Genomic DNA, 12,064 nt, shown 5'->3' with positions numbered 1-12,064 from the left:
TGGAATCGTCCGCCGCTCGGAGGGTCCCTGTCAGGAGAACACGCGGGGGACCCTCCGATGCGGTGCCAATCGCGGGATCGGCTCGCGGGATCGGCTCGTGGGATCAGCCGGCGGACCCCAGGCGGCTGGCGACCATGGCCAGCAGCTCCTTCCAGGACTTCTCGAACTTCACGACGCCCTCGTCCTCCAGGAGCCTGACGACGTCGTCCATGTCGATACCGACCTCGGCCAGGGCCGCCAGGTCGGCGCGGGCCTGGTCATAGCCGTCGCGGACGGTGTCGCCGGTGATCTCGCCGTGGTCGGCGGTGGCCTCCATGGTGGCCTCGGGCATCGTGTTCACGGTGCCGGGCGCCACCAGCTCGGTGACGTAGACCGTGTCGGCGTAGGACGGGTCCTTGACGCCGGTGGACGCCCACAGCGGACGCTGCGGCTGGGCACCGACCGCCTCCAGGGCCTTCCACCGCTGCGAGCCGAAGACCTCCTCGTAGGCCTCGTAGGCCAGGCGCGCGTTGGCCAGGGCGGCGCGGCCGCGCAGCTCCTTGGCGGCGTCCGTGCCGATCGCGGCGAGGCGCTTGTCGACCTCGGTGTCGACGCGGCTGACGAAGAACGACGCGACCGACTGGATGCGGGCCAGGTCGTGCCCGTTCTCCTTCGCCTTCTCCAGGCCGGCCAGGAACGCGTCCATCACGGCCCGGTAGCGCTCCAGGGAGAAGATCAGCGTGACGTTGACGCTGATGCCCTCCGCCAGCGCCGCGGTGATCGCCGGGAGGCCCTCGACGGTGGCCGGAATCTTGATCATCAGGTTGGGGCGGTCCACCATCCACCACAGTGCGCGCGCCTCGGAGACCGTGCGCTCGGTGTCGCGGGCCAGCCGGGGGTCGACCTCCAGCGAGACCCGGCCGCCGGTGCGGTCGGTGGACTCGTACAGCGGGCGCAGGACGTCGGCCGCCCAGCGGATGTCGTAGCCGGTGATGAAGCGGACCGCCTCGTCCACCGAGACGCCGCGCACAGCGAGGTCGTGCAGCTGCGCGTCGTAGGCGTCACCCTCCTTGAGCGCCTTTTCGAAGATCGTCGGGTTGGAGGTCACGCCGACGACGCTGCGGGTGTCGGTCAGCTCCTGGAGGTTTCCGGAGCTGAGCCGCTCGCGGCTGATGTCGTCCAGCCAGACGGCGACGCCCTCTCCGGACAGTTTCTGCAGCGGATTCGTCATGTACTCTTCGCCTCTTCACTCGTCGGGCACCGGGCCGTGTCCCCGGGCGCCCTTTCCTGGCGGGGCGCCGTCGTGGTGCGGCGCCCGACACGCAGTGGAGGGTCCTTCCGGTGCGGTGAATAGGACCCTCCGTATAACACTCAGTTTCCGGTTGTCGTTCCCCGCTCGCCGCCGAGCTTGGCGATGCTGGCGTGCACCGCGGCGACGACGCGGTCCGGGGTGAGCCCGAACTGCTCGTAGAGCGTCTGGTACGGGGCGGAGGCGCCGAAGTGCTCCAGGCTCACCGTCTCGCCGGCGTCGCCGATGAACTCGCGCCAGCCCATGCCGATGCCGGCCTCGACCGCGACGCGGGCGCGCACCGACGGGGGCAGCACGTGCTGGCGGTAGGCGTCGTCCTGCTCGGTGAACCACTCGACGCTCGGCATGGACACCACGCGGGTGGGGGTGCCGGAGGCCTCCAGGCGCTCGCGGCCCTCCAGCGCGATGGCGACCTCGCTGCCGGTGGCGATGATGATCGCCGCGGGCTTGCCGTCGGACGCCTCGGCGAGGATGTAGCCGCCCTTGGCGGTGTCCTCGGCGTCGCCCAGCTCGGAGCGGTCAAGGGTGGGGACGTTCTGCCGGGTCAGCGCGAGCGCGACCGGGCGGTCGCCGTTGCACATGATGGTGCGCCAGGCCACGGCGGTCTCGTTGGCGTCGGCCGGCCGGACCACGTCCAGGCCGGGAATGGCGCGCAGCGACCACAGGTGCTCGACCGGCTGGTGGGTGGGGCCGTCCTCGCCCAGGCCGATGGAGTCGTGCGTCCACACGTAGGTGACCGGCAGCTTCATCAGCGCGGCGAGCCGGACCGCCGGGCGCATGTAGTCGCTGAACACCAGGAAGGTGCCGCCGTAGGGGCGGGTGGGGCCGTGCAGGGCCATGCCGTTGAGGATCGAGCCCATGCCGTGCTCGCGGATGCCGAAGTGCAGCACGCGGCCGAACCGGTTGCCGGAGAACGCCCGGGTGGAGTACTCCTCCGGGATGAAGGAGGGCTCGCCCTTGGGCGTGGTGTTGTTGGACCCGGCGAGGTCGGCGGAGCCGCCCCACAGCTCCGGAAGCACCGGCGCGATGGCGTTGAGGACCTCACCGCTGGCCTTGCGGGTGGCCATGCCCTTCTCACTGGCCTCGAAGACGGGGAGCGCGTCCTCCCAGCCGTCGGGCAGCTTGCCCGCGGCCAGCCGGTCGAAGAGCTCGGCGCGCTCGCCGACCTGGCGGCGCCAGCCCTCGAAGGCCTCCTCCCACGCCGTGCGCGCGGCGCGGCCGCGGTCGACGGCCTTGCGGGTGTGGGCCAGCACCTCCTCGGGGACGTCGAAGGAGACCTCGGGGTCGAGCCCCAGCACCTTTTTGGTCTCGACGATCTCGGCCTCGCCCAGGGCGGCACCGTGGGCGGCGCCGGTGTTCTGCTTGGTGGGCGCGGGCCAGCCGATGATGGTGCGCAGCTTGATGAAAGAGGGGCGCTCGGTCTCGGCCTGGGCGGCCAGGATCGCGCGGTGCAGCGCCTCGACGTCCTCGGCGTAGGAGCCGTTGGCGGTCCAGTCGACCTCCTGGACGTGCCAGCCGTAGGCGGCGTAGCGCGCGGCCACGTCCTCGGAGAACGCGATCTGGGTGTCGTCCTCGATGGAGATGTGGTTGTCGTCCCACAGGAGGATGAGGTTGCCCAGCTTCTGCGTGCCGGCGAGCGCGCTGGCCTCGTGGCTGACGCCCTCCTGGACGTCGCCGTCGGAACAGATGGCGTAGATGAAGTGGTCGAAGGGGCTCTCGCCGGGCGCGGTCTCGGGGTCGAACAGGCCGCGCTCGCGCCGCGCCGCCATGGCCATGCCCACGGCGTTCCCGATGCCCTGGCCCAGGGGGCCGGTGGTCGTCTCCACGCCCGCGGTGTGCCCGAACTCGGGGTGGCCCGGGGTGAGGCTGTCCCACTGGCGCAGCCGCTTGATGTCGTCCAGGCTCAGCCCGTACCCGGCCAGGAACAGCTGGATGTAGAGGGTCAGGCTGGAGTGGCCGCAGGACAGGACGAAGCGGTCGCGGCCCACCCAGGACGGCTCGCTCGGGTCGTGCCGCATGATCTTCTGGAAGAGCAGGTAGGCCGCTGGAGCGAGGCTCATCGCGGTCCCCGGATGGCCGGAGCCCGCCTCCTCGACCGCGTCCATTGCCAGGGCACGGACCACATCGACGGCACGCCGGTCGAGGTCCGACCAGTCAAGGGCTTGGGAAGTGTCGATGTTCACGCGGGCTTCAGGGCTCCTTTCACGCATCCAGCCGATACCCGGACACCTCGGCCGGGGACCGTGAATGTGAGGTTGTCCATCTTTATGGTGATCTGCCGTGCGATCCGCGCGCACAGAAGAACTGGCACGGCGCGGCGGCCGAGTCATGACGGCGCGTCCGCGTACCCCGGAGGACGCGGCAGGTGTGACCAACTGCGAGCTTACCGCCCAAGTGGCCGCCGCGCTTGTCCGGGATGTCACAAATGAGCTTATGCCCCCACAACTGAGCGCCGCCACAGCGCCGAAAGCGTGGCGTGCCGGGCGTTCCGGCTCGGGATATGGAAAGCTGCGGACCACGGCCGACGCCGACCGGGTGGCAGCAGGAGGGCGCGCGCTGCCGCATACTCGGGCAAGGGCGGACGCGGCGGAGCGAAGGCGCCGGGGCGGGACGAACCCCGGTCAAAGAAGCGCCGCAGGAAGTACTACAGTATGTCGTTGACGGGGCCTACGGCACCTTGACCTGGCGTCTGGAGTGACCTGGATCCCCGCTGTGGCGAGCAGTGTAGATCCCTGATTTCTTTGAGGTTCAGTGTGTCTTTGTCCGTAGGACGGATCATCCCCGTCGTCATCCCCGACGAAGCGGCCCCCGCGCGGCCGGGAACACGGCGGCACTCATGGCACTGATGAACCGACCCCCGCGCGACGCGTCCGAGACGGCCGCCGACACGACCCCCGCAGGCGCGTCCCGCCGCGCCCCCTCCTTCGGGGACTACGTCCGCGCCTATGTCGCGCTGTCCAAGCCCCGCGTCATCGAGCTGCTGCTCATCACCACCATCCCGGTGATGTTCGTCGCGGCCGGAGGCGTACCCCCGCTGTGGACCGCGGTCGCGACCCTGCTGTTCGGCACCATGTCGGCGGCGAGCGCGAACGCCATCAACTGCTACATCGACCGCGACATCGACCAGGAGATGCGGCGCACCCGCCGCCGCCCGGTCGCCATGGACCAGGTCACCCCGCGCGGCGCCATGATCTACGGGCTGGTGCTGGCCGCTGGCTCGACCATCGGCTTCGCGGTCGTCGTGAACTGGCTGTCGGCGGCGCTGTCGCTGTTCGCGATCGCCTTCTACATCTTCGTCTACACGATGCTGCTGAAGCGGCGTACCGCGCAGAACGTCGTGTGGGGCGGTATCGCCGGCTGCATGCCGGTGCTCATCGGATGGTCGGCCATAACAGAGCGGCTCGACTGGGCCCCGTTCGTCCTGTTCCTGGTCGTCTTCTTCTGGACACCGCCGCACACCTGGGCGCTGGCCATGCGCTACCGCGAGGACTACGCCGCGGCCAAGGTCCCGATGCTGCCGGTGGTCGCCGGGGACCGCCGGGTCATGCTGGAGTGCGTGGCCTACAGCTGGGCCACCGTCCTGGTGTCCCTCCTGCTGTGGCCGGTCGCCGGGACCACGCTGGTCTACCCTCTGGTGGCGGCCGTCCTCGGCGCGCTGCTGCTGGTGCAGGCGCACCGCCTCCTCGCCAAGGTCAACGCCGGGGTCACCGGGGTGAAGCTGCAGACGATGGGCTTCTTCCACCTCTCCAACGCCTACCTGGCCCTGCTGTTCTGCGCCGTCACCATCGACCCGCTGCTGGTGGGCATCCTGCCCTGACCTGCGAACTCGGCGCCCGCACGGCCCTGGTCCCCGGCGCGCCCCCGAGGGCGGGTGACGCCGCGGTCGCGTCGGCCCCGGCCCCTCTGACCCGCATTCGACCGGCGCGGACGGGCCCTGAGCAGCCCCGGACCCGTTACCATCTGGGGCCATGCCCGCACTTGACACCAAGGCCATCCTCCAGGGGCGCAAGCCCGGCCGATCCACCAGCCTGACCATCGGCATCATCGTCGGCACCCTGTGCACGCTGGGGATGATCGGCTACCTGCTCCTTTCGGGGCTGGCCCAGGGTGGCGTCCACGGCATTCTCGGGTTCCTGCTGAGCGTGCTCGCCGCCGTCATCCCGGTCGCCATCCTCATCCCGCTGATCCTCCTGCTGGACCGGCTGGAACCGGAACCCGGGCCGGTGCTGGTGTTCGCGTTCCTGTGGGGTGCGGGCGTCGCGGTCGTCGTCTCGTTCATCCTCAACACCCTGGGCATGGAGGAGATCGCCGTCCCCGTGTTCGGCGCCGACCTCGGCCACATGCTGAGCACGGCCGTCGGCGCCCCGCTCGTCGAGGAGAGCGCCAAGGGCATCGTGCTGCTCCTGCTGCTGTGGCGGCGCCGCCACGAGATCGACTCCTTTACCGACGGCGTCACGTATGCCGCCATGGTCGCCACCGGCTTCGCCTTCACCGAGAACGTGCTGTACTTCCTCAGCTCGTTCTTTGCCGAGGGCTTCTTCGGCCTGGTCTTCACCTTCGTGCTGCGCGGCCTGGTCGCGCCGTTCGGGCACCCGCTCTACACCTCGATGATCGGCATCGGCGTCGCCTATGCCGCGATGAACCGGGGAGCGCTGCGCTTCCTGGCCCCCGTGGCGGGCTGGGTCGCCGCGGTGCTGCTGCACGCGCTGTGGAACGGCTCGACGTTCTTCGGCTGGGTCGGGCTGGGGGCCGCCTACCTCGTGCTCTTCTTCGTGCTGCTGGGGATCGTGGTGATCGCCGTGCAGGACCGGCGCAACCAGGTCGCCGCGATCTCCCACTACCTGCCCACCTACACCTCCACCGGTCTGGTCACCCCCGCCGACATCCGGATGCTCAGCTCGATGAAGGGCCGCCGCGGGGCGCGCCTGTGGGCGCAGCGCAACGCCGGGCAGCGCGGGCGGCAGGCGATGAAGGACTACCAGCTCGCCGCCACCGAGCTCGCCCTCCTCCACCAGCGCCTGGACCGCGGGGTGGCCCGCCCCCACTGGGAGGGGCGCCGCGACTCCTTCCTGGCGCTGATGCACGTGGCGCGCGAGGCGTTCCTCGGCCGGGTCCAGCAGCCGGTCGCCCCGGGCTGGGCCGCCAACCCGACCGACTCCGGATTCCTCAAGCGCGCCGACTTCGCCCACGTCATCGCCGGTGCCCAGGGCCAGCGCGAGCAGCGATCCGCCCCCCGGCGGCAGCCCGGCGGTGGCCATCCCCAGCAGGGCCACGGGAGCCAGGGGCCGGGCACCCCGCCTAGCGGAGGTTGGCCGCCGCAGGGACCGCAGGGTCCCGGGGGGCCGTACCCGGGGCGCTGACGGCCACGCGCTCGGCCGTGGCGAAGTAGAGCCGCAGGATCGCGATCCAGGTCAGCGCCGACCCGAGCACGTGCAGCACCACGAGCCCCTCGGGCAGGCCCAGCAGGTACTGGGTGTAGCCGATCAGACCCTGGCCGAGGATCACGGCGATGAGCAGCCACGACTGCGTCCGCGCCGTGCGGGGTGCCTCGCTCCGCGCCAGCAGCACCGCCATGGCGACCGCACCGATGAGCGTGCACCAGGCCAGGGCGGAGTGGATCCGGGCGACCAGGACCATGTCGAAGCCCCAGCGGGGGGCCTCGGCGTCGCCGCCGTGGGGGCCGTTCCCGGTGACCACGGTTCCGGCGACCAGCAGCACGAAACCGAGCACGACGAGCGCCGTGGCCAGGTGGCGTGCGGCGGGGGCGACGGTCACGCGCAGCTCGCCCTGCGGCTCGCGGCAGCGCACGTAAAAGGCCACCGTCAGGATGACAACGAGGGTGGAGAGCAGGAAGTGCGCGGCCACCGAGGCGGGGTGCAGCTTGCTCCACACCGTGATGCCGCCGACCACGCCCTGGCCGAGGACTCCGACGGGGATGATCGCCGCCATGCGCGTCAGGTCGCGGCGGCGCGGGCGCATGCGAAGGCAAGCGACGAGCACGATCAGGCCGACCGCCATCACCAGGAAGGTCAGTTGGCGGTTGCCGAACTCGATGGCGGCGTTGATCGCCGAGTGGTCGGTAGCGATGGGGACGAAGCTGTCCTCGGTGCACTTGGGCCACTCCGAGCAGCCCAGACCGGACGAGGTCACCCGTACCGTCGCGCCGGTGACGGCGATGCCCGCGTTGACGACGATGTTCCCCAGGGCCCACCAGCGCAGCGTGCGCGTCGTGGAGTTCCAGATGGTGCGCGCGAGCAGCGCCAGCGCAATGACACCGGCGACAGTGAACGCGACCTGCCAGGCCCACAGCGGGACGGAGAGGATTTCGATAGCGTCCGTCGCGAGCGCGGCCGGACCGGGGTCACCAATCATACGACGAACTGTAGTAGATGACGGCGGTCGTGCTCGTCAGGGGCGACTCCAGGCCCTCGGCGGTGTCACGGGGTCGACGCGGGCGTCTTCGGCTCCCCCGCGGTCCCTCTAGGGGGCGGGATCGTCGTCGGCAGGTCGGGGCACCGTGTCCCGTCGCTTGGTGTTCCCCCGCGCGTCGGGATCGGGGCGCGGGCGCCGCGTGCGGGTGGCACCCGCGCTGGCGCCGACCACGCAGGCCACGGCGATCCACTGCCACACCGACAGCAGTTCGCCGAGCAGCACCAGCCCGATCAGCGCGGCGGCGGCCGGTTGCAGGCTCATCAGGATGCCGAAGACCCGCGGCGGCATGCGGCGCAGGGCCTGCATCTCCAGCGAGTAGGGCACCACCGACGACAGCACCCCCACCGCCAGACCGAACAGCAGCAGGCGCGGGTCCAGCAGCGCCGTGCCGCCCGCGGCCACCGCGGCGGGCGAGAGCAGCACCACGCCCACCAGGCTCGCGATCGCCAGTCCGGAGGTTCCGGAGAACCGGCGCCCGGTCGCGGCGCTGAGCAGGATGTAGCACGCCCACGCCGTGGCCGCGAGCAGGGCGAAGCCAACACCCGCGAGGTCGATGGCGCCGTCGCCGCGGCCGAGCAGCACGACGCCCGTCCCGGCCAGCACCACCCACACGAGGTCCAGTGCGCGCCGCGAGCCGATGATGGCGAGGGTGAGCGGGCCGAGGAACTCGACGGTGACCGCGATCCCCATCGGGATACGCGCGATGGCCTGGTAGATCGCCCAGTTCATCCCGGCCAGCGCCACCCCGAAGCCGAGGACGACCAGCCAGTCGGCCCGGGTCCGTCCGCGCAGCGCGGGCCGGGCCAGCACCGTCAGCAGGACGGCCGAGGTGAGCAGCCGCAGCCACACCACCGTGCTCGGCGGCAGGACGGCGAACAGGTTCTTGGCGATCCCCGCGCCCGCTTGCACGGACAGGATGCCGATCAGGACCAGCCCCGCCGGCGGGACGGCGTCGCCGGCCGCACGGAGCAGGGCTCCGGCGCGTGGAAGTCGGCCCCACAGGGCGCCCCCGGGATCATTCACCGCTGTGTTGGCACTCACGACCCACCATCCTACGAATGACGTGGGGCACCTCACGCCGTTGAACGGCTCTCATTGGCGCGAGTGCAGGTCAGCGACCCTTACCGTGTCCAAGTGCCGTGAAGGGCCTTCAACCGGGGTCCGCCACCGCACGCGGGGACCGGCCGCACGGCCCGGACCCGACGGATTCTCCCGGGCGCGCCTGGAGCCGCCCTCACCGCACCTCCCGCGCCTGACCTGCGCGGTACGGGACGGCCGCGAACCGCCCAGCGGGCGCGGGCCGATACCGACGGAGGATCCGTCGGAGCGGGCTGGGAAGCGTCCGCCCGGTCACACCATCGACCTGTCGGCACGGGCGCCGTCGCGCCCGCAACGGAAACGGATGCCACTGTGGCTGTAACGCAGGCGGAACGGGCGCCGCAGCAGGAGGAACACGCCGCCCGCAGGGGCGCGGGCGAAGGCGAGCGCGGGAACGGCCGCGGCGCTCTCGGGCTGCCCATGGCGACCGCTCTGGTCATGGGCAACATCGTCGGCATCGGCATCTTCCTGCTCCCGGCCGAAATGGCCGGCTTCGGCATGGTCAGCCTGGTGGCGTTCGCGCTGGTGTCCGTCGGTGCGGTGGCGCTCGCCGCCGTCTTCGGCCGCCTCGCGGCGCGGCTGCCCGCGCCCGGCGGGCCCTACGCCTACGCCCGCGCCGCCTTCGGCGACTTCACCGGGTTCTGGATCGCCTGGTCGTTCTGGATCACCACGTGGGCCGGGATCGCCGGGATCGCGGTGGCCTGGACCGGCTACGCCAACCACTTCCTGGGCTGGGAGTCGACCGAGGGGCGGGCCGCCATCGCCCTCGCCGGTGTGTGGGTCCCGGCGATGATCAACCTGCTGGGCGTGCGCGTCATGGGCGCCATCCAGGTGATCAGCACCATCGCCAAGTTCGTGCCGCTGGTGCTGGTGTCGGTCATCGGCCTGTTCTTCATCGACCCCGCCAACTACGGGCCGTTCAACGCCACCGAGGGGTCGCTGCTGACCGCGGTCTCGATGGCCGGTGCCGTCCTGCTGTTCGTCTACTCGGGCGTGGAAAGCGCCTCCATCGCCGCCGAGAAGGTGCGCGACCCCCGGCGCAACGTCGGCCGCGCCACGGTCATCGGGACGCTCGCCTGCTCCGCCGTGTACCTGCTGTGCCTGGTGTCGATGATGGGCGTCGTTCCGAGCCACGAGCTGGCCGACTCCCGGGCGCCGTTCGCCCTGGCCGCCGACACCATGTTCGGCGGCGCCTTCTGGGGCTCGGCCGTGGCCCTCATGGCGGTCGTCTCCGGGCTGGGCGCGATGAACGGCTGGATGATGGTCGTCGCCGAGATGCCCATGGCCGCCGCGCGCGACGGCCTGTTCCCCCGGTTCCTGGACCGCGTGAACCGCCGCGGCGTGCCGCACACGGGCGTCATCGCCGGAGCCGTCATGGCCTCCCTGGTCATCATCGGCAACTTCTACGGCGCGGCCGACGCGTTCCGCTCGATCGTCCTGCTGGCCACCTTCACCTCGGTGGTGCCCTACTTCTTCTCCGCCTGCGCCCAGCTGTACTGGCTGGCCACCGGCGCCCGCCCGGTGAGCCGCGCCCGCCTCGCAGTGGACGCGGTCCTGGCTGCGCTGGCCCTGCTCTTCTCCCTGTGGATGGTGATCGGAGCGGGGGCCGAGGCGACCTTCCAGGGCATGATCATCATGCTGCTGGGGGTGCCGATCTACACGGTGGTGAAGGCCCGACGCGAACGCGAGCGAGTGAACGTAGGCGCCGATGCCGCCACGGCCGAAGGCCCGATTGCTTCGGCGGTGGAGTGAGCGAGGAGCGTGAGCGCGGAGGGAGGCGCTGTCGCGAACGCGAGCGAGTGAACGTAGGCGCCGATGCCGCCACGGCCGAAGGCCCGATTGCTTCGGCGGTGGAGTGAGCGAGGATCGTGAGCGCGGCGTAGCCGCTTCCTTGAGGCCCTGACCCGCGTCACCTCGGCTGCGCCCCGGTGGGACCGGTGTCGCGCCGCTCCCACCGGGGTTCGCGAAGGGCACGCGGGGAATGTTTCCGGCGTTGCGAATTCGCGAGAGAAACCGAGGGACCATGGGGTTTTCGGTCGCGTCGGAGGTGGGGCGGCTCCGCCAGGTGGTCGTTCACCGCCCGGATCTAGAACTCAAACGGCTCACCCCATCGAACAACGACGAGCTGCTCTTCGACGATGTCCTGTGGGTTCGGCGCGCCCAGGAGGAGCACGACGCCTTCGTCGAGCAGCTGTACGACCGGGGCATCCGGGTCCACTACTTCCACCGGCTGCTCCAGGACGTCCTGGAGATCCCGGAGGCCCGTGCCTACATCCTCGGCAGCGTCCTGGACGACCGCTTCTTCGGGCCGATGGCGGTCGACGCCATCCGTACCGCCTTCGACGCGATGGACGCTGAGACCCTGCGCCGCTTCCTCATCGGCGGCATCACCAAGCGCGAACTGCTCCAGCACATGACCGAACCCAGATCGGTCTGGTTCCACACCCTCGGCATGGACGACTTCGTCTTCACCCCGCTGCCCAACCACATCTTCACCCGCGACACGTCCTGCTGGCTGTACAACGGGGTCTCCATCAACCCGATGCGCAAGAAGGCGCGGCGCCGCGAGACCATCCACTACGAGGCGGTCTACGCCTGGCATCCGATGTTCACCGGGGCCGACTTCGAGGTCTGGAACCCCGGCCGGGCGTGGGCTCCGGCGACCATCGAGGGCGGCGACGTCATGCCCATCGGCAACCGCGCGGTCCTGATCGGGCTGAGCGAGCGGACCCGGCCCCAGGCCGTGGAGCTGCTCGCCCACGAACTCTTCGCCCGCGGCGGCGCCGACCGGATCCTCGGACTGTGGATGCCGAAGGCCCGCGCGGTGATGCACCTCGACACCGTGATGACCAACGTGGACTACGGGGTGTTCACCAAGTACGCGGGCCTGGGCATGTTGCCGTCCTACACCATCGAGCCGGGCGACAACGAGAAGGAGCTCAAGGTCACCGACCACCCACCGGAGGACATGCACCGCGCGATCGCGCACGCCGCCGGCCTCGACGACATCACGGTGCTCACGCCCACCCAGGATGTGTTCTCCACGGAACGCGAACAGTGGGACGACGGCTGCAACGTCTTCGCCGTGGAGCCCGGGGTGGTGATCGCCTACGAGCGCAACATGACCTCCAATACCTACCTGCGCAAGAACGGCATCGAGGTCATCACCATCGGCGGCAGCGAACTCGGCCGGGGGAGGGGCGGGCCACACTGCATGACCTGCCCGATCGAGCGCGACGCCTGAGT

8 protein-coding genes are annotated in these 12,064 nt (G+C 70.8%); 4 read left to right on the top strand and 4 right to left on the bottom strand.

Features of this window, described 5'->3' with window-relative positions:
- Window positions 1-103 precede the first annotated feature (103 nt).
- Both tal and tkt read right to left on the bottom strand, forming a co-directional pair.
- Window positions 104-1,210, bottom strand: coding sequence for a transaldolase (gene tal, locus CDO52_RS18735; RefSeq protein ID WP_094932579.1), 1,107 nt, complete (start codon window positions 1,208-1,210; stop codon window positions 104-106).
- A gap of 140 nt (window positions 1,211-1,350) precedes the next feature.
- Window positions 1,351-3,498 (bottom strand): transketolase, encoded by a 2,148-nt coding sequence (gene tkt, locus CDO52_RS18730; RefSeq protein ID WP_394340762.1) that lies wholly within the window; start codon window positions 3,496-3,498, stop codon window positions 1,351-1,353.
- 626 nt (window positions 3,499-4,124) lie between these two features.
- Between tkt and CDO52_RS18725 the strand changes: the two genes are divergently transcribed.
- Complete coding sequence (locus CDO52_RS18725) at window positions 4,125-5,105, top strand: heme o synthase (RefSeq protein WP_017618098.1); 981 nt, start codon at window positions 4,125-4,127, stop codon at window positions 5,103-5,105.
- A gap of 151 nt (window positions 5,106-5,256) precedes the next feature.
- A complete protein-coding gene (locus CDO52_RS18720) occupies window positions 5,257-6,648 on the top strand; it encodes a PrsW family intramembrane metalloprotease (RefSeq protein WP_017618099.1) in 1,392 nt (463 codons plus the stop codon).
- Here CDO52_RS18720 and CDO52_RS18715 read toward each other — a convergent pair.
- Window positions 6,587-7,660 (bottom strand): COX15/CtaA family protein, encoded by a 1,074-nt coding sequence (locus CDO52_RS18715; protein WP_017618100.1) that lies wholly within the window; start codon window positions 7,658-7,660, stop codon window positions 6,587-6,589. The genes CDO52_RS18720 and CDO52_RS18715 overlap by 62 nt on opposite strands.
- 108 nt (window positions 7,661-7,768) lie before the next feature.
- On the bottom strand, window positions 7,769-8,722 hold the full coding sequence (locus CDO52_RS18710) for an EamA family transporter (RefSeq protein WP_094932855.1): 954 nt from the start codon (window positions 8,720-8,722) through the stop codon (window positions 7,769-7,771).
- Between the two features lie 408 nt (window positions 8,723-9,130).
- Between CDO52_RS18710 and CDO52_RS18705 the strand changes: the two genes are divergently transcribed.
- On the top strand, window positions 9,131-10,570 hold the full coding sequence (locus CDO52_RS18705) for an APC family permease (protein ID WP_017618102.1): 1,440 nt from the start codon (window positions 9,131-9,133) through the stop codon (window positions 10,568-10,570).
- A gap of 271 nt (window positions 10,571-10,841) precedes the next feature.
- Window positions 10,842-12,062, top strand: coding sequence for an arginine deiminase (locus CDO52_RS18700; protein ID WP_017618103.1), 1,221 nt, complete (start codon window positions 10,842-10,844; stop codon window positions 12,060-12,062).
- Window positions 12,063-12,064: the final 2 nt, after the last annotated feature.

Origin of the sequence: Nocardiopsis gilva YIM 90087, assembly GCF_002263495.1 — a bacterium.
Lineage (GTDB): Bacteria > Actinomycetota > Actinomycetes > Streptosporangiales > Streptosporangiaceae > Nocardiopsis_C > Nocardiopsis_C gilva.
This window is presented reverse-complemented; position numbering and strand designations above follow the sequence as displayed.

Bases quoted from the DNA above. Each gene is read 5' to 3' on its own strand.
- CDO52_RS18725 (WP_017618098.1), top strand. From the start codon at position 4,125: ATGGCACTGATGAACCGACCCCCGCGCGACGCGTCCGAGACGGCCGCC.
- tkt (WP_394340762.1), bottom strand. From the start codon at position 3,498: ATGCGTGAAAGGAGCCCTGAAGCCCGCGTGAACATCGACACTTCCCAA.
- CDO52_RS18715 (WP_017618100.1), bottom strand. From the start codon at position 7,660: ATGATTGGTGACCCCGGTCCGGCCGCGCTCGCGACGGACGCTATCGAA.
- CDO52_RS18720 (WP_017618099.1), top strand. From the start codon at position 5,257: ATGCCCGCACTTGACACCAAGGCCATCCTCCAGGGGCGCAAGCCCGGC.
- CDO52_RS18700 (WP_017618103.1), top strand. From the start codon at position 10,842: ATGGGGTTTTCGGTCGCGTCGGAGGTGGGGCGGCTCCGCCAGGTGGTC.
- tal (WP_094932579.1), bottom strand. From the start codon at position 1,210: ATGACGAATCCGCTGCAGAAACTGTCCGGAGAGGGCGTCGCCGTCTGG.